An 18,882-nucleotide genomic window follows, 5' to 3' on the forward strand; every position below is an offset into this window, starting at 1 on the left:
CCCGATTCCCGATCTGCGTTACAGGACGACGTTCATGGTGCGACAACTCCTCATCCTGGCCACCCTGGGCCTGATCGGCTCCACGACCGTGGCGCTTGCAGAGGATAAGCCTTTCTCCTGGCCGCGCGGAGCGAAAGCCGCTGTAAGTCTTGCGTATGACGATGCGGCGCCGTCGCAGCTGGACCATGCAATCCCGACCCTCGATCGGTACGGGCTGAAAGGCAGCTTCTACCTGACCCTGGGCAATGACACGATCGCAAAACGCCTGCCGGAATGGCGTGCGGCCGCAGCCAACGGCCACGAACTCGCGAATCACACGCTGTTCCATCAATGCTCGCGCTCCGTCCCGGGGCATGAATGGGTCGTTGCCGACAACGACCTGGACACGATCAGTGTCGGGCAACTGGCCGCGCAGATCCGGCTCGCCAACACCATGCTGCACGCGATCGACGGGCGAACAGAACGCACGTACACCGTTCCGTGCGGCGATCTCAAGGCGGCTGGAGAGCTCTATCTTCCCGCGGTGCGCAGCGAGTTCGTCGCGATCAAGTCCGGTGCCGGCGCAGTCACTCCTGACATGCGAACGGTCGATCCGTACTCGGTTCCGGTCGGGACACCGTCGAACGTGACCGGCGAACAACTCATCGCCATCGTCACGGAAGCTGCGGCGAGGGGCACGATGGCCAACTTCACCTTTCACGGCGTGGGCGGGGATCACCTCGCGGTTTCCGCGGAGGCCCATGCGCAACTCGTTCAGTATTTGGCGAAGCACAAGGACATCTACTGGACGGATACGTTTCTCAACATCATGACGTACGTGAAGCAGGAGCAGGCTCGCGTGCGGACGGGACGCTGAGCAGCATCACCGCTCCACCTTGCGCGACGCGACAGCCGTCGCTTCCACTTCCGCGGGAATCGCAGGACTCCCCTCCTCCACGATCGGCACGCGATACGCCACCGGCAGCACAAAGCCCGCGATTCGCGTCGCCGCCTCGTCGCCGTTACCGGTTGTGATGTCCGCGCTCCATGTACCGTCGATACCCGGATAAATCGTCGGCGACGTGTAGGACGGCTTGGGGTACCACAGACCCTCCGCCTGGATGTAGATCGCGACGCGATACAGCGCGGGATCCACACCCGTCACCTGCCCGCGCAGATCTTCTGTCGAACCCAGTACCGGCATCGAGGTGAATTGCAATTGCGCCGGCCCCGCCCCGCCGGGGATCTGTCGACTCCAGGTATCCGCGGCATTCGTTCCGTCGAACCCGGCGTTCATGCCGGTTTTCATGTTGCCCGACGAGTCGAGCACACCCCAGTGAGGACCTTGCGATCCCTCATCCGTCTTCCACGCTTCGTTGAAAGCTTCGAAGTAGAAGTACTCCACCTGCTTTGTCCGCGCCCACGAAACGAAGCTGTCGAAATAGTTTGCCGCGTTCGTTGCAGATGGAATCGCTCCGCCGCGCTGCGCGCCGGCAGTCGGCCAGCCGGTCTCGCTCACGACAACCTTCTTTGGATGAACCGCCGCCTGCAGTCGCGTGAAGATGAAATCGAAATGTCGCATCGACTGCTCGATGGGCACGCCATCGAAGTACGGGTAGATGTTCGCAAAGGCCACATCCACCTCATCGACGACGTCCGGATGCGCCAGCAACTGATACGCCGTGTCGGCATATCCGAGTTGAATGCGTGCGGGCAGCGTTTGCCTCACATCGCGGATCTGGGAGATGAGCGCATCCTCGGACAAGTCGGCGCGCTCGAGCACTTCCGAGCCGGCAATCACGACATCGCCCGTATCGCCGGCCAGCGCCGCGGTGATCAGACCGTTCTTCTCGCGTTCATTCTGAGCAGCGTCACGGGAGAAAAACGCGCCGACGGTGATGCCGACACCGAGATTGCGCGCAACTCGCCCGGCGTTCTCGAGCCCATGAGTCATCGAATACGTACGCACGGAGTTCGTCATCGGCGCGACCACCTGCATGCGCGCGGTCAACTGGCTCTCGCTGATCACGATGCCCTGATTCGGGCTCTGGCCATCGAGATATGGCCCAAAGTTGAGCCCAGTTACTTTCTCGACGATGCGCGGCGGAGTCTGCGGAGGCGGCGACGAGCCTCCGGGCGGCGCAGCGTCACCGCCACCTCCGCCGCCACCCGAGCAAGCCGACAGCATGAGCGCCTGGATGCAGACACCAGCGATGAAGACGGACCGCATCACTCACGCCCCTTGGCTGCATCGCCGATGTGCGATGCGACTCGCGCAGCGTAGAGCGAGGTGCCTGCGCAGATGAACAGCGTACGGCCGTCCTCCCCGCCAAACGTCAGGCCATGCGGGCGTTCGGGAACCTGGACGATCTCGATCAGCTTGCCGTTCGGGTCGTAGACGAAGATGTGGCCATCGGCGATGTAGACATTGCCATTGGCATCGACAGCGAGAGATTCACCGCCCTGCTCGGCGAACAACCGAGGCGCAATCCATTCACCGTCTGCGCCGACCTGGGCGGAGAACGTCTTGCCGTGCCACTCCTGCGTGAAATAAGCGCGCTCGCCGGTGCGCGCACGAGTCATTCCATACGCACGCAGCACGTCGTGGTCCTTCGTTCCCCAACTCAGCAGGCCTTTGATGAAGTCCTCGCCTGCCGGCACAAACGTCGTCCCGTCCGGCGAAACGTAGTGTGCCGGACGCTTCGGCGATTCCCCTTTCGACACTTCGATGTCGAAGGTCCAGTAGTTCTGCGGCAGGATCACATCCAGCCCCGCGCGATCCTTGGCCACCTGGATCGGCAGCGCGTGGATCGGGCGATCCGGATGATCCGGCGCCAGCGCATACACAGAGCCGGCGTGAGAGATCACGAGCAGATTGCCCGCTCTGTCGATTGCGAGATTCACCGGCTCCAGTGACGCATCGGAGATCTCTTCGGGCAGTTTGCTCGGCAAGGTCCAGCGATAAATGCGCTGACGCTGTGCATCGACCGCATAGAAGCGCCCTTGCCGGTCAGCCGCGCCGCCAGCCAGACGCACGAAGCCGTCCGCCACTTTCTCTATGCGAGTTCCCTGCTCGAGCACGATCGATGCAGTGATCTGATCCGGCACACGACGATCGTTCAACGTCGCTGCCGCAAACTCACGCGGCCTGATGTCGAGATCGTTTGCCGCATCGACGACCGCACTGCTGAAGTCCGCCTTGCTGTTGGTCCACCAGTGAAAGCCACGGAAGCGGATGTCGCTTGAGCCGCTGACCTTGACCGCGTGAGGGAATGACTGAGTGGAGCTGATCACCCGATAGATGAAGAGATTCGCCAGCGTGATATTGCGGCTGCGGGAAATCTCGACCGGCAGTGCATGACCGCTTTCGCCACGCTCTTCCTCCAGTTGCAGCGCGTAGAGATCCCAGTTCGCGACCCGATCCAGCTTCACTTCCGTACGAACGTGATGCTCGCTCGACATCTGATAGACGCGCCCGGGCGTCGTTGTGTCTGTAACGAGCAGCCCCGCCTGCGCGTAAGGAGTCGGCGTCCATATATCGAGGAACGTTCCCCCACCTCCCTGTGTGACCCAGAGACTCGGATACTGTGAATCCCATCGCCGTCGCGGATCGGGATCCGCTGTCTTGTTGCTGTTGTAGATCGGCTCGGGCTCACCGCTCAGTTGCGCCGTTCCATGGCCGCCGAGGAACCGCACGTCATTCATCAGCGATTTCTCGCCCGACATCCACTTCACACCCACCGCGCGCGGATTGACGCCATTCGTGTACACGCCGAGGCCGATCATGATGTTCGCGCCGCCTGACGGAGCCTCGATCATCGCCACCGGTTCGCCGACGCCCTGGAACGCCGGCGTGTCGTCAGCAAGGAAAATACGCACAGCGCCGGCATGCAGTCCGATCAGCGCCGTGTCCGGTTTCAGTTTCAGCGTTTCCGAAATCCGATAGGCGCCCATCGGGAAATAGAGTGCGCGATGCTTGTCGATCGCCGCACGAAGCGCATTCGTGTCGTCCGCGATCCCGTCACCCTTCGCTCCCAGCGTTCGAACGTCGACCCAGCTGCTCTGCGGTGGCAGTGGAGCGATGTCGCTCGAGACGGCCAGCGGCAAGGCTGCGATGGATTCGATCCGCGATCGCGTCTCGAGCACCAACTGCTCTTTGGCGACACCCGAACCTTCAATGTGAAGGCCGTGAGAGAAGCTTGCGACCTTGTACGTACGACCTGGAGCGCGAATCTTCTTGCCGCTGGACCGGTAGGTCGCAAACGTCGGCGCATCGCGCGCGACGACATTCTCTATGTTGATCTGATTACGGCTGTTGTATTCGTTGCCTATGACAAGCGCGGGCCCCGTAATGTTTTCGAGTCGCCCGTCCTTGATCCAGAGCTGTTCGCCTTTCTCGGCTCCCATCGAAACGGCGGTCGGCACATTCCGGAACAGCGGGCGGATCAGCGTCAACCCAGCGGCTTCAGATGCGATGGCCGCGGTGCGCTGCCCTTCGAATTGCGTATCGATGACGGTGTATTGCCATCCCGGAGATGGCGTCTTCGTCATGATTGCGTAGCGCCCGCCGACGAAAGCGACGTCTTCCACCACATTGCCGCCATCGTGTACGCCCGCGAGGCCCGCGCCGATGTCGATCCGCATATGCGCCAGGAAACAGTGCTGTGCGAAAGTCGAGCGAACCGCGACGGCCGAGGGATTTCCCTTGCCCAGCACGATGTCGACGTTGCTGAGCGCGGAATAGAACGTGCCCGGATTCGCATCGCGTACCGGCTCGCTGAAGTCGATCGACTTCGCCTGTTGCGACGCAGACTGGAATACGAAACCCGCATTGCCCGGATGACCCGGAATGTTGCCGGTGAAATGAAACAGGTAAGCGGGCTCACGCTGGAATCCCGGCGAGCGATCCGCAAGCGCAAACACCGGGCGCTTCTTGCCGTAGCCGATCACCCGGATGCCGGGCCAGATGCGGATCGTGCGACTGAGCTTGTAGCGACCCTCGGGCACGAAGACGATGCCGCGAATGGTCGTTGCCACGACCGTGTCGATCGCCTTCTGCAGCGCAATCGAGTCGTCACCGACACCATCGCCATGAACACCGAACGCCTCTCGGGTGAGATAGATCGCCTTCGGATCGTCTGGCCGCTGCGTGTAATAAGAGTCCGCATGCGAACGATCGAGAGCCAGCAGGCCGCAGAGCGACATAAGAACAGCGTGGAGTCTGGTCATGCGAGCCGCTCCAGTGCGGCGAACGATTCATGGGTGGAGCCGGGCAATACGGATATGACGAAGGCAACTTTCACTGCTGCACGCCGATGACAGCGCTTGCCACGACGAACGTGACTCGCGGGCGCAACAGAAAAGCCACAACTGCGATCCAGTTCATGAAACATGGTTGCGTCATCAACGGATTGTCTTGCCATCCGCGCTGGCGCCATGCTAACGTAAATTTGTAAGCGCTTACATCCGCGCCAGAACAATCATCACGAGCCTCAGGGGGGCATCGACGTGAACGATCGCGCACGCAGACCTACACAGGTGGCGCAAGCCATCTCATTGATTCTCGGAACAACAGTCGTCTTCTCGACGGCCCTGTCACAGGAGACTCAGGGACTCGAAGAAGTCATTGTCACCGGCATCCGCGGCAGTCTCACTTCCTCCATGGAGTTGAAGCGCGACTCGCAGGGCGTGGTCGACGGCATCGTCGCCGAAGACATCGGCAAGTTCCCGGACACCAACCTCGCCGAATCGCTGCAGCGTATTACCGGCGTGTCGATCGACCGCACGGCGATCGGCGAAGGTTCACGCGTCACGGTTCGCGGTGTCGGCCCCGACTTCAACCTGGTGCTGTTGAACGGCCGCCAGATGCCGGCATCGTCGATCGAAGCCACCACCGCATCGAACTCCCGCGCCTTCGACTTCGCCAACCTCGCTTCCGAAGCGATTTCGGCGATCGAGGTCTACAAGACCAGCCGCTCCTCCACTCCGACGGGCGGCATCGGCGCGACCATCAACGTGAAGACCGCCCGCCCGCTGGATGCGCCTGGATTGCACTCGAGCTTCGGCGTCAAAGGCGTGATCGACACATCCGCCGGCAACCTGCCGAGCAATCTCGAAGGCGACAGCATCACGCCTGAAATTTCAGGCATCTACAGCAACACTTTCGGCGACGACAAGTTCGGCATCGCGATCAGCGGCAGCTACCAGGAACGTGACCTCGGCTACAACCAGGCCACGACGGGTGGCTGGCGCGCATTCGGCGGCGACGAGGTGAACTGGGGCACGATCCCGCTGCCCGGTCAGCCCGGCTCCGAGCGCATCACGAACCGTCCCGACGCAAGCGACACCTACTCCGTGCCGCAGAGCCTGGGTTACAGCTTCAACTCCGTGCAGCGCAAGCGCACGAACGGCCAGCTGGCACTGCAGTGGGCACCGGTCGACAACGTCACCGCGACACTCGACTACACCTACTCCGAAAACAAGATCGCGACACAGCGCAACGAACTGTCGGCGTGGTTCAATTTCGGCGCGTCGAGCAGCAGCTGGACCGATGGTCCTGTTGCAGCGCCTGACGTCTACACCGAGCTTCTCCCGGGCGGAAACAGCGACGTCGGCATGGGCGGCGCGCAGTTCGCCACGAAGAACGAGAACAACTCCGTCGGCTTCAACCTCGAATGGGAAGTCAGCGACCGCTTCGGCCTGCAGCTCGACTTCCATGATTCGACCGCGGAATCCGGCCCGGACAGCCCGTACGGCTCGAACGTCGCCTTCGGCGTCTCGGACCTGAGCCGCGGCGATACGACCGGCATCTTCTCGAACGACTTCCCGATCCTCGGCATGCAGCTGGCCAACGGCCGCACGCAGATCGACCCGAGCTTCATGGAAGTCACGGGCTCGAGCTTCCGCAACAGCTACATGAAGTCGGAAGTGCAGCAGGGCCAGTTGAGCGGCGACTTCGCGTTCACCGACAGCTCCCGCCTCGACTTCGGCGTCGGCTTCACGGAAGTGAACAACCGTTCCGCGTTCTCTAACGTGCAGTCCGACAACACCTGGACCGGCATCCGCAACGCCAACGGCGGTCTGACGGCCGCGAGCTTCGACGACGACATCTGGCGCGCGGACACCGTGTCCAAGTACTTCGACCAGATCTCCGGCAGCGGCGATCCACGCCTGTTCAACCAGTTCTTCACGTTCGACTTCGAAAGACTGCGCAATCAGGTCGCGCAGCTGCGCGGCGCGTTGCCCGATCAGTCGCTGGCCACGTGCCCGCTGAACGGCAATCAGTCGATCCGCGTGCCCTGCTACGAAGCTTCGAGCATCTACGGCACGGATCGTCGCGTCGAAGAGAAGTCGAAGAGCGCCTACGTCCAGTTCAGCCAGGACTGGGAATGGGGCAAGCCGATGCATGCGGCTCTCGGACTGCGCTACGAGGAAACCGACGTTACGTCGAGCGCCCTCGTGCCGATTCCCACCGGCATCGCCTGGGCGGGCAACAACGAGTTCACGATCCAGTTCGGCGCACCCGACTTCACGACGCTCGAAGGCAGCTACGACTACCTGCTGCCGAGCTTCGACTTCAGCGTCGATCTGACCGATGACCTCAAGCTGCGCGCCAGCTACGGCGAGACGATCGGTCGCCCGCAATGGGGCGACATCCAGGGCGGACAGACCCTGGACGCTCTCGCTCGCATCAACGGCGGTACTGGCAGACAGGGTGATCCGGGCCTGAAGCCGCTCGAGTCGCAGAACATCGACTTCTCGGTCGAGTACTACTACGGCGAATCGAACTACCTGTCGGTCGGCTACTTCCGCAAGAACATCGACAACTACATCGGTGTTTCGACGATCCAGGAAACGCCCTTCGATCTGCCGCACCCGGCGAACGGCGGGTACTTCAACGAAGCCAACACGAACGGTGCGTGTGCGGGTGACCTCACCTGTATCCGTCAGTACATCTTCGCCAATCATGACGGCGATCCGGGCGTGAACGCTGCCACGGGGACGATCCTGGGCATCGCCGGCGATCCGATCGCGGTGTTCGACATCCAGGTGCCGAGCAACCAGAAGTCGGCGACGCTGGATGGCTGGGAAATGAACCTCCAGCACGTGTTCGGCCAGAGCGGCTTCGGCTTTGCCGTCAACTACACGATGGTGGATTCGAACATCAGCTACGACGACCAGAGCCGCCAGGATCAGTTTGCGATCGTCGGTCTGAGCGACTCCGCCAACTTCGTGGCCTTCTACGAGAACTACGGCTTCGGGATTCGCGCGGCCTACAACTGGCGCGATGAGTTCCTGTCGGCCACGTTCGACAGTACGGGCACACCGAACCCGAACTACACGGAGGCCTACGGCCAGATCGACGTCAGCGCGAGCTACGACATCACGGACGCGTTCACGGTCCAGGCGGAAGTCATCAACCTCACGGACGAGACTCAGCGAGTGCATGGCCGCAACGACAACCAGCTGCTTTTCGCAACCCAGACGGGTCCGCGCTACATGATCGGCGCCCGTTACAAGTTCGGACAGTAGAAAACTGTGTTTGCAGGTGCTGCGCGGTCTCCCTACCGCGCAGCCGGAGAAGCCGCTGTCCCCCACAGCGGCTTTTTCGTTTCAGCGGGTGCCGGAACGGCGTCCGCTGCTTATAGTATCGAGAGCGTTCGTATAGGCCTTTTGCGTTGACGAATCCGATTCGACATGTGGTGATCGTGGGTGGCGGCTCGGCCGGCTGGTTGACGGCCGGGGTCGTCGCGGCGGATCACTGCGCAAAGTCGGAATCCGGGTTGCGGGTTACGCTGATCGAATCCCCCGACGTCGGCCCGATCGGCGTCGGCGAAGGCACCTGGCCCACGATGCGCGACACGCTGCGGCGAATCGGCGTCACCGAGAGCGACTTCATCCGCGAATGCGATGCGTCGTTCAAGCAGGGGTCCCGGTTCAATCAGTGGGCTACCGGCGCCGAGGGCGATTACTACTATCACCCGTTCGTTCTGCCCCAGGGCTATACGGACACGAGCCTCGTTGCGAGCTGGCTGCAACGCCACAGCGACGTTCCCTTCGCCGATCTCGTGAGCTTCCAGCCGCATCTATGCGTTCACGGCAAAGCGCCGAAGCAGATGTCGACGCCGGAGTACGCCGCGGTCGCGAACTACGCGTATCACCTCGATGCCGGCAAGTTCGGCATGTTCCTGCGCAAGCACTGCACGGAAAAGCTGGGGGTAAAGCTCGTGCTGGATCACGTCGTAGCGATTCAGACGCGCGACAACGGCGATATCGCCGCCGTCCAGACCCGTGAGCAGGGCCCTATCGAAGGCGATCTATTCATCGACTGCACGGGCCTGCAATCACTGCTGATCGGCAAGCACTACGAGATTCCGTTCCTCTCGCAGAAGCACGTGCTCTTCAACGACACGGCCCTTGTGGTGCAGGTACCCTACCCTCACGAAGATAGCCCCATCGCCTCCCAGACGATTTCAACCGCGCAGACGAGCGGCTGGATCTGGGACATCGGCCTGCCGACACGCCGCGGCATCGGCCACGTCTATTCGAGCGCTCACACGACCGATGAAGCCGCGGAGCGCGAACTGCGCAGCTACGTCGAGCGCACCGGCGGTCCCGCGAATGCGCCGAGTCCGCGAAAGCTCTCGTTCCATCCGGGCTACCGCACGAAGTTCTGGCATCGCAACTGCGTCGCCATCGGACTCTCCGGCGGATTCATCGAGCCGCTGGAAGCGTCGGCACTGGCGATCGTCGAGTTTTCGGCGGCGATGCTCAGCGACCAGCTGCCCGCCACACGCAGCGCGATGGACACCGTGGCCCGGCGCTTCAATGATGCCTTCCTCTATCGCTGGGAGCGCGTCATCGATTTCCTGAAGCTCCATTACATCCTGACGCGCCGCACCGATTCCGCGTACTGGCGGGACAACTGCCGCACCGACTCGATTCCGGACCGGCTGCAGGATCTCACCGAATTTTGGCGCTACCAGCCGCCGTCCCGGTACGATCTGCCTCGTATCGAGGAGATCTTTCCGTCCGCCAGCTATCAGTACGTGCTCTATGGCATGGGCTTCCGTCCGCAGTCGCCGCCCGCGATGCGGCGCAGCGACGATCCGGAACGTGCCGACGAGTTCTTCCGCGAAGCCGCGGCGCTCACCGGCAAGATGCTGAAAGCGCTGCCGACCAATCGCGAACTGATCAGCCATATCAAACGCAACGGGCTGCCTCGCATCTAGCAGCCGGAGACCCGCATGCCGAAGAACGTGTTACTGAACAACATCGAGCACAAGGACCTGCACATCGTCACTGCGCGCGGCGCGCAGTACGGCGACGATGTCATGTTCGCTCTGACCTTCCCTGCCGAGTTCCGCAGCATTCAGGCGCACTACCCGATCGTGTTCAGCAAGGGACCGGACGGCAAGTTTCAGCCGCTGGCGCTGTTTGGATTCAAGCAGAACCAGAATCTCTTTCTATCGAACGACAGCTGGGACGCGACCTACGTCCCTCTGATGGTCGAGCGCCAGCCGTTCCTGATCGGCTCGGGCCCGAATGGTGAGCTGCTCGTGCACGTCGACCTCGATCATCCACGCGTCAGCCGCACGCAGGGCGAAGCCGTCTTCCGCGAACACGGCGGCACCACCGACTATCTCGAACGCATCAATTCCACGCTCATGACGCTCCACCAGGGAATCGCGGCTACGGCGCCTTTCGTCGATGCGCTGATCGAGCACAACCTGCTGGAGTCGTTCGTGTTCGACATCCAGCTCGCCGACGGTTCGCAGAATCGTCTCTCGGGCTTCTACACTGTTCACGAAGACCGGCTGCGCAACCTCGACGGCGCGGCGCTGGAGCGACTCCACAAGACCGGCTACCTGCAGGCGATCTTCATGGTGATCGCTTCGCTGTCGAACTTCCGCGCGCTGATCGAGCGGCAGCAGAAGCTGCTGAAGACAGGTCATGCCTGAGCGGATGAAGGAAATCGCGGGACTCGATCCGCGCTCGCTGCCGGACGATGTGCTGAGCTCGACTCAGCCGTTGGTGCTGCGCGGACTGATCTCGAGCTGGCCAATGGTGCAGGCGGCTCTCGAATCGAGCGCCGCGGCGCGAGCCTACGTCCTCAAGTTCTATCGTGATGCCACCGTGGGCGCGTTCCTCGGCATGCCGGACATCAATGGCCGGTTCTTCTACAACGACGACCTCAGCAACTTCAATTTCCGCGCGGTGAAGATCAAGCTCGACACCGTCGTCAATGAAATCGCGAGACACGAAGCCGCCGCGAACCCGCCTGCGATCTACGTCGGCTCGACTACCGTCGATACGTGCCTGCCGGGCTTCCGCGCCGAGAACGATCTCGATCTCGGCGATCGTCGCGCACTGGCCAGCGTGTGGATCGGCAACCAGACGCGCATCGCGGCGCATCATGACCTGCCCGACAACATCGCCTGCGTCGCCGCCGGGCATCGGCGCTTTACTGTCTTTCCGCCCGAGCAGATCGACAATCTCTATGTCGGCCCGGTCGACTTCACGCCCGCGGGCCAGGCCGTCAGTCTCGTCGACTTCCACGAGCCCGACCTGGACCGGTTCCCACGCTTCGCGACCGCGCTGGAACATGCGCAGATCGCCGAGCTCGGCCCGGGTGATGCGATCTTCATTCCCAGCTTGTGGTGGCATCACGTCGAATCGCTGGATACGTTCAACGTGCTGGTGAATTACTGGTGGCGGCAATCGCCTGCATGGATGGACACACCGATGCACGCACTGACGCTCGCGATGATGACGGTGCGCGACCTGCCGCCCGCGCAGCGCGATGCGCTGAAGAAGATGTTCGATCACTACGTTTTCGACGTGAACGACGCCACCGCTGCGCACATTCCCGAGGGCGCGCGACGCTCGCTGGCGCCGATGACGGAAGACATGATGCGGGAGCTTCGCGTGCGCCTGCTGCAGAGACTGAATCGTTGAGGGGATTGCAGTGAATCAGAAGCGTATTCGCAGAATCGTCATCGCCGGCGGCGGCACCGCGGGCTGGATGGTCGCAGCGTGCATTTCGAAGATCATGGGAAAGATCCTCGACATCAAGCTCATCGAATCGGATGAGATCGGCACCGTCGGTGTCGGCGAAGCGACGATTCCCACGCTCGTTGCCTTCCATCGCCTGCTCGACATCAACGAGCAGGAGTTCATGGCAGCCACGCAGGCGACGTTCAAGCTCGGCATCGGCTTCGACAACTGGCGCGACCGCGGCCTGAACTACATCCATTCGTTCGGCATCACGGGCACCGATCACTGGACGGCTGGCTTTCAGCATTTCTGGCTCAAGGGCCGCGAACGCAATCTCGCCAGCGACTACGGCGACTACTGTCTTGAGCTCGTGGCCAGCCTCGCCAATCGCTTCGCGCACTTGCCGCGCGACGGGATGAACTACGCGTTCCATCTCGACGCCGGTCTCTACGCCAAATTCCTGCGACGCTTCAGCGAGGGCTACGGCGTCAAGCGCATCGAAGGGAAGATCGTCGAGGTGAAGACGAACGCAGAGAGCGGCTATATCGAATCGCTCCGGCTCGACTCCGGCAACGACATCGAAGGCGATCTGTTCATCGATTGCACCGGCTTCCGCGGCCTGCTGATCGGACAAGCGCTCAAGATCGGCTACGACGACTGGTCGCACTGGCTGTTCAACGACAGCGCCCTCGCCTTGCAGACGGAGTCTGTCGGCGAGCCTGTGCCATACACGCGATCGATCGCGCATGAGTCCGGTTGGCAGTGGCGCATTCCGCTGCAGAGTCGCGTCGGCAACGGCATCGTCTACAGCAGCCGCTACATCGACGATGAACAGGCAAAACAGACGCTGCTGGGCAACATCCAAGGCAAGATCCTGACGGAACCGCGCGTCATCCGCTTCAAGCCCTGCCAGCGGCAACAGGTCTGGAGCAAGAACTGTATCGCCATGGGTCTCGCGAGCGGATTCCTCGAGCCGATCGAATCGACGAGCATTCATCTGATCTCGCGCGCCGTGAGCCGCCTGATGCAGAGCTTCCCGAGCGAAGGCATCCAGCAGTCGGACATCGACGAGTACAACGAGCGCAGCAACTGGGAAATCCAGCACATCCGCGACTTCATCATCCTGCACTACCATGTCACCCAGCGGCAGGACAGCCCGTACTGGCGCGCGTGCCGCGAGATGAAGATCCCCGCGAGCCTGCAGCATCGCATCGACCTGTTCCGGGAAACGGGCCGCGTCTTCCGGGTGCCGAACGAGCTGTTCGCCGAGAATTCCTGGGTCCAGGTCATGCTGGGCCAGGGATTGATGCCGGAACAGCATCACCAGGTCGCCGATCTCATGGGCGACGCCGAACTGGCGAACTTCCTCGGCACGATCAAGGCCAGGATCGCCAAGACGGTGGCGCAGCTCCCTTCTCATCAGGCTTACGTCGAGCAATACTGCAAGGCGCCGGACATGAACGCCGCCATGGCGAAATAACAAAGAAGCGAGCGGGACGGATGGCCAATATCTACGAAGTCGCGGAGCTCGCCGGCGTGTCGCTGGCGACGGTCTCGCGCGTCATCAATCCAGGCGCGAAGGTCAGCGACAAGACGCGGCAGAAGGTGCTGGCCGCGATGAAGCAGCTCGGCTATCGGCCGAATTCGATCGCTCAATCGCTCGCGACCCGCAGCTCCAACACAGTGGGCGTACTCGTCTCCGAACTGCACGGTCCGTTCTTCGGCGCGATGCTGAGCGCGATCGAGGAAACACTGCGCGCCAACGGCAAGTTCGTGCTGGTGGCGGCGAGTCACAGCAAGGAAGAGCTGGAAGCCGAGGCGATCAAGTTCCTCGTGGGCCGCAACTGCGATGCGCTCATTGCCCACATCGAAGCGCTGCCCGATAAATTCATCGTCGAGCACAACAAGAAATCCGCGCCGCTCGTCGTGCTCAACCGGAAGGTCCGCGGCCTCGCCGATCGCTGCTTCAGCCTGAACAACGAGCTGGGCGGTTACCTGGCCGCTCAGTCGCTGCTCCAGCTCGGCCATCGCAACATCGCGTACATCTCGGGCCCGCTCGACTTCGTCGATGCGCAGCAGCGTCTGCTTGGGCACAAACGCGCATTGACGGAAGCCGGCGTGACTTTCGATGACCGGCTGCTGCATGAAGGCGACTATCACGAGACGGGCGGCAGCGACGCTCTGAACGACCTGTTCAATCAAGGCGTGAAGTTCAGCGCAGTGATCTGCGCGAACGACGACATGGCGGCAGGTGCCATGGCTGCCGCGCACGATCGTGGATTGAGACTGCCGGAGGAACTATCCATCGTCGGCTTCGACGATTCGCCGATCGCGCGCTACGTCTACCCGAAGCTCTCGACGGTCCACTACCCGATTGCGGACATGAGTCACATGGCGGCGCGATGGGTCCTGCGCAATGTCTACCAGCAGAGCAGTCTGGAAGTGCAACAGGCCTTCGAGCCTCGTTACATCGCCCGCGACTCCGTGAGTCGCCCGGCCTGAAGGTCCAGCGCTACAGCAGCTCGTAGAAGCGAATGATGGCAACGTCGGCCTTGCGCTCCGCAACGCCGATGAAGATCGCCCGATTCAGCCAGGCGTGTTCGCTCTCGAGCGGCGCTTCGAACTCCGCAGTCGTGCGAAAGTAGTAGGACTGCGGATCGACCGATTCCCCACGAGCGAGCTTCGCGATGACGTCAGGCGGACCGTGCCGCATCCCGCGGTTGGTCACCATGATCAGCGCGCCGTCCTTTGCTTGAAGGGTGTACTTGGCTTCGATGGCGAGAACACCGTCGGGGCGCACGAACTGCCAGTCCGCACCACCCGGTACCACTGTTCCTTCGATTCGCGGCCCAGCGAACGTGCCGCCGGTGATCGGGACAATGCGTCGCAACCCATGCGAACTGGGGCCGACAACCTGCGGGGTGCTGACCGAAACGCGGGCCTCGAAAGCAAAGCGGCTACGAACCTCGCTGGCGGGACTTTCAGCGGCGCTCGCTGTGCCCAACCCGGCGAGCGAAACACCCGCCATCGAGCCCACAACGTGTTCCAGAACATGTCGACGGGAAGGCATCGCGTGACTCCTGAAAAGCCCTCAAAATCGGCCGGTGATGGGCCCGGCCTGTGTCGTCATTCCCGCAAACGCGGGAATCCATCCGGCTCGGACCGCAGCCTCAGCTGCCCGCGGCCCTTCAGGGAAACTCCGATTCCTTGACAGCTCACGGCCCGGTCCAGACAATGCCCGCCCTTCTGTCTCCGGCTCGACGGCCCCACCGTTGTCCGGGCGCAAAAAAGGCTAGGTAGCTCAGCTGGTTAGAGCGTGGCACTCATAATGCCGAGGTCGTGGGTTCGAGTCCCACCCTAGCCACCATTCGATTCGCCGGCGCTGTCCGGACTCTTCCCCGAAATCTCTTTCTTTCAGATGCTTAGCGGCATCTGACGTCCATAGATTGCCACCGATTTGCGTCGAAATACGGCATTGAGCAGGGGTACCGAATAGGGGTACCTAGTCATATCTGCCGAGGACGCGGAAATCGGTACCCCTATGACACGGCTTTCAGACACGAAAATAAGGGCTGCGAGGCCTCGGGTACGTCCGTACAAACTGTTCGATACGGACGGACTTTTCTTGCTCATCACGCCGACCGGTCGCAGGTGGTGGCGGCAAAGATATCGCTTTGCCGGGAAGGAACGCTTGCGAGGACTCGGCACCTATCCCGAGATCAGCCTGGCTGAAGCACGTGAAGAGAGTCTGGCGATTCGCAAGCTGCTCGCCAAGGGACTTGTTCGGCCAGCGCGCGGAAGCGCGCCTTGGTCAGCGACGTAACTCGTGCACCGATGAGTTCTGTGCAAGCCATGGCCCAATTGTTAGCACATGGCCGCCGCGAAGCTATCCTGCAATTCACCCCAAATAGCGCCGAAACTCAGAGACACATTCTCCGCGCAATGTGCTAGATAGACTGGAGCAGCACCGCATCAACAGTGCTGCGATTCGATGATTGTTCTACTGCGAAGGAGTCTCGAACTCTCAAATCCGAAGCGGCGCCCGCCGGTGCTAGTAACACCAACGGACGCCTAACCACCGCCCTACCTATCTAGAGGTACGACCATGGCTACGCGCGATTGTATCGAGGCCCGGCTCTCGGGCTTACGTAATTATCCCCAGCGGTCGCAATGCGACCTCCATTTCGCCTTGAACTTCCCCACCCTGGCCGTCCGGGAATCCGATCCGCCGCCGGAGACAAGTGCTGAGCTGCTGGGTCGCTTCAGCGACGCCCGCGACTTCCTCCAGTGTGCTCTCAGCTCGCTAACCGCACGTGATCAAGGCTGCTTCTACAGCCCCGAAGTCGCGTGCCTGCAGCATGGGCTGGAGTTGCTGGGGAAGGCCTACAACGATCTGGACTTCTGGCTGGTCCGCGAATCCAAACCGCCCCGGGCTTAGAGCCAGCGCTGATGGGACACCGGCCGTGACGTCGACCGCCAGGCCGGTTCGGCGCTCTCTTATAAGAGGCCGCGTTCCGCAAAGGACTCGACAACCGCATCGCCCACGATGAGGTGATCGAGCACCCGGATGTCCACCAATGCCAGCGCCTGCTTGAGCCGGCGCGTCAGCAACTCATCCGCCTGCGATGGCTCGGCTACTCCTGACGGATGGTTGTGCACCAGGATCACTGCCGCAGCGTTGTGCGCCAGCGCCTCCTTCACGACCTCGCGAGGATGGACACTCGCGCCGTCGATCGTGCCTCGGAAGAGCTCCTGACAACACATCACCCGGTTTCGGTTGTCGAGGTACAGGCACGAGAACACTTCGTGTTCCACGCCACCGAACCGGACCGCGAGATACTCGCGCGTCACCCTCGGGTTCGACAGTGCACCAGACTCCAGAACTCGAGTCGACAGAATACGCAGTGCCGCCGCGATCACTTCGTCGTCGCTCACACTCCCCTGGCTCTCCCCAACTCCTGTCTTAAAGCGAGTGCTGTAGCGCGGCTCGGTGACCATCATGGCACCGCTGTGCGAACGGACATTCAAACTGTGAACGCTGCGCTTCGAAGTATTCATGGCGGATCTCCTTCTCCAGGCGGGATTGCCTGTCGGAGATCCCTCGTCACAGCGCTGCGCAGTCGTCAGGGCCGCGCGTAGCGCGCTTGCGAGCACGGCGTAGCCGCGCGCAGGCCTTGACGACGAGAACGGTGTGACAACCTATACGTCGACCAGGCGATCCCTCTCTCTCCGCTGCCCCTAGTACGCATACCACCTGTCGGGTCGGTAAACCAATATTCAACAGGCTAGTTGAATCGGAACTCTGAGGCCGACGCACGCACCTGCGATGCCCGCCAACACCCCGCTATCACGCAAGTCGCATCAAGCTTGATGCGAACGAGGGAAGCATGATGTTTGCCGCAAGACTGCTGACTCTGAGCATCGTGTTGCCAACTCTGCTTGCGGGCTGCCAAGGCAAGGAAAGACCAGCTGCTGCCACCGCGACGACCGCGGCCACAGCATCTGCCAATGCGACCAGTTTCTCCGAGCGCTACGAGTTCAAGGGTGGGTATCCGACTGACGAGACAGCACAACGTGCCCACGATTCTCTCGATCTGAATCGAGCCCTCTCCGCCTACCGGTTCTTCTATCCCACCGTATCCGGCGCAGCGATCTTCGCCGGCACGGCCAAGGTCGGGGTTGTACCGAACAAGAAGTTCGGCTACATGGACACGCAACCGAAACACGTCGGTTACACGCTCAACTCCGATACCCCCTACGGTGCCGTGCTGCTCGATCTTCACGCGGGGCCGATGGTGATCGACGTGCCTCCAGGTCCACTGCTGGGTGCCGCGCTCGACTACAACCAGCGCTGGATTGCGGACATGGGAATTCCCGGTCCCGATGCCGGAAAGGGAGGCAAGCACCTGATCCTGCCCCCCGATTTCAAGGGCAATGTGCCGCGCGGCTACTACGTCAGCAAGGCAACATCGTTTCGTGTCGTCGGTGGCATGCGTTCGATTCCGGAGCAAGGAGACCTCGCAGGCGCCATCGAGCGCCTCAAGTCGGTGAAGGCGTATCCGCTGAACAAGCCGACCGATTGGACCGATCCGATTTGGTTTGACATGACACCGCAGCCGCAGGACACCACACCCCATTCCTTCGAAGAAAGCATCGAGTACTGGCGCGTGCTTCATCAGGCCGTGACCGACGAGCCGCCCCTCGAGGACTCACGGTCATACTATGGTGATCTTGCCGCCCTCGGCATCGTCAAAGGCCAGCCCTTCAATCCTGATGAACGCATGACACGCATCCTCGAACAAGCCGCGAAAATCGGTAGTGCACAAATGCGTGCAGAGGCATTCGCCGACAACAGGGCCGACCGCGTCGTCTGGCCGGATCGGCAATGGCAATGGGCCTCGCTGCGCTTCGAGAACGGTTCGTTCGATGCAGCGGATTACCGCGACACGTACGCCATCGACAAGTGGTTCTATCAGGCGATCGCGGCGTCGCCTGCGATGTTCCGCCGCGATACGAGCGCCGGCTCGCTCTACTGGCTCGGACTGCGCGACGGCAGCGGGGCATACCTGGACGGTGGCAAGACCTACAAGCTCACCGTACCCCTGCCTGTGCCCGCTCGACTGTTCTGGTCAGTCACGGTCTACGACGCAATCACGCGCAGCCAGATACAAACCGATCAGGCCAAAGCCGCGTTGCGCTCACTCTTTGAACTGAAAGAACTGTCCGGCGACTCCGTCGATCTGTACTTCGGACCCAAAGCGCCGGCGGGGCAGGAATCGCGCTGGATCCAGACGCTTCCGGAAAGAGGCTGGTTCGTCTATTTCCGAATCTACGGCCCGCAAGGCCCTGCCTTCGATGCCAGCTGGAAGCCGGGAGACTTCGTGGAAGTGAATCAGTCGCTGTAGT

13 protein-coding genes, 1 tRNA gene and 1 pseudogene are annotated in these 18,882 nt (G+C 61.9%); 11 read left to right on the forward strand and 4 right to left on the reverse strand.

Annotation, left to right across the window (positions count from 1 at the left end):
• Positions 1-34 precede the first annotated feature (34 nt).
• Positions 35-856 carry a polysaccharide deacetylase family protein gene (locus HNQ60_RS23295; protein ID WP_184335184.1) on the forward strand — a complete coding sequence of 274 codons (822 nt, stop codon included), beginning with the start codon at positions 35-37 and terminating at the stop codon, positions 854-856.
• 6 nt (positions 857-862) lie between these two features.
• On the opposite strand, the gene HNQ60_RS23300 is transcribed toward HNQ60_RS23295, so the two are convergent.
• Positions 863-2,209 (reverse strand): glycosyl hydrolase family 17 protein, encoded by a 1,347-nt coding sequence (locus HNQ60_RS23300; protein WP_184335185.1) that lies wholly within the window; start codon positions 2,207-2,209, stop codon positions 863-865.
• Positions 2,209-5,208 (reverse strand): glycosyl hydrolase family 28-related protein, encoded by a 3,000-nt coding sequence (locus HNQ60_RS23305; protein ID WP_221304409.1) that lies wholly within the window; start codon positions 5,206-5,208, stop codon positions 2,209-2,211. The genes HNQ60_RS23300 and HNQ60_RS23305 overlap by 1 nt, the downstream gene beginning before the upstream one ends.
• 327 nt (positions 5,209-5,535) lie before the next feature.
• On the opposite strand from HNQ60_RS23305, the gene HNQ60_RS23310 reads away from it, so the two are divergent.
• The 6 genes from HNQ60_RS23310 (at position 5,536) to HNQ60_RS23335 (ending at position 14,478) form a co-directional block, all read left to right on the forward strand.
• Entirely contained in the window at positions 5,536-8,511 is a 2,976-nt protein-coding gene (locus HNQ60_RS23310; RefSeq protein WP_281382821.1) for a TonB-dependent receptor, read from the forward strand.
• A gap of 146 nt (positions 8,512-8,657) precedes the next feature.
• The gene (locus tag HNQ60_RS23315) at positions 8,658-10,211 is read left to right on the forward strand and encodes a tryptophan halogenase family protein (protein ID WP_184335186.1); all 1,554 of its coding nucleotides are present in this window, start codon (positions 8,658-8,660) and stop codon (positions 10,209-10,211) included.
• 15 nt (positions 10,212-10,226) lie between these two features.
• Positions 10,227-10,940: a SapC family protein gene (locus tag HNQ60_RS23320; RefSeq protein ID WP_184335187.1), complete on the forward strand. Its 714-nt coding sequence runs from the start codon at positions 10,227-10,229 to the stop codon at positions 10,938-10,940.
• A complete protein-coding gene (locus HNQ60_RS23325; protein ID WP_184335188.1) occupies positions 10,933-11,937 on the forward strand; it encodes a cupin-like domain-containing protein in 1,005 nt (334 codons plus the stop codon). The genes HNQ60_RS23320 and HNQ60_RS23325 overlap by 8 nt, the downstream gene beginning before the upstream one ends.
• Before the next feature lie 10 nt (positions 11,938-11,947).
• Positions 11,948-13,456, forward strand: a complete 1,509-nt coding sequence (locus HNQ60_RS23330; RefSeq protein ID WP_184335189.1) for a tryptophan halogenase family protein — start codon at positions 11,948-11,950, stop codon at positions 13,454-13,456.
• A gap of 20 nt (positions 13,457-13,476) precedes the next feature.
• Positions 13,477-14,478, forward strand: coding sequence for a LacI family DNA-binding transcriptional regulator (locus HNQ60_RS23335; RefSeq protein WP_184335190.1), 1,002 nt, complete (start codon positions 13,477-13,479; stop codon positions 14,476-14,478).
• A gap of 10 nt (positions 14,479-14,488) precedes the next feature.
• Here HNQ60_RS23335 and HNQ60_RS23340 read toward each other — a convergent pair whose 3' ends face one another.
• Positions 14,489-15,046 (reverse strand): DUF3237 domain-containing protein, encoded by a 558-nt coding sequence (locus HNQ60_RS23340; RefSeq protein WP_221304411.1) that lies wholly within the window; start codon positions 15,044-15,046, stop codon positions 14,489-14,491.
• Positions 15,047-15,266: 220 nt separating this feature from the next.
• Between HNQ60_RS23340 and HNQ60_RS23345 the strand changes: the two genes are divergently transcribed.
• The 3 genes from HNQ60_RS23345 (at position 15,267) to HNQ60_RS23355 (ending at position 16,414) form a co-directional block, all read left to right on the forward strand.
• Positions 15,267-15,343, forward strand: a tRNA-Met gene (locus tag HNQ60_RS23345).
• Positions 15,344-15,517: 174 nt separating this feature from the next.
• The gene (locus HNQ60_RS28395) at positions 15,518-15,799 is read left to right on the forward strand and encodes an Arm DNA-binding domain-containing protein (RefSeq protein ID WP_184335191.1); all 282 of its coding nucleotides are present in this window, start codon (positions 15,518-15,520) and stop codon (positions 15,797-15,799) included.
• A gap of 282 nt (positions 15,800-16,081) precedes the next feature.
• Positions 16,082-16,414, forward strand: coding sequence for a hypothetical protein (locus HNQ60_RS23355; RefSeq protein ID WP_184335192.1), 333 nt, complete (start codon positions 16,082-16,084; stop codon positions 16,412-16,414).
• Positions 16,415-16,473: 59 nt separating this feature from the next.
• Here the strand turns inward: HNQ60_RS23355 and radC are convergent.
• Positions 16,474-16,926, reverse strand: a pseudogene (gene radC / locus HNQ60_RS23360) (RadC family protein); the annotation flags it as partial.
• 437 nt (positions 16,927-17,363) lie between these two features.
• Between radC and HNQ60_RS23365 the strand changes: the two are divergent.
• Entirely contained in the window at positions 17,364-18,881 is a 1,518-nt protein-coding gene (locus HNQ60_RS23365; protein WP_221304412.1) for a DUF1254 domain-containing protein, read from the forward strand.
• Position 18,882: the final 1 nt, after the last annotated feature.

Source organism: Povalibacter uvarum (assembly GCF_014202975.1).
Taxonomy (GTDB): Bacteria; Pseudomonadota; Gammaproteobacteria; order Steroidobacterales; family Steroidobacteraceae; genus Steroidobacter; species Steroidobacter uvarum.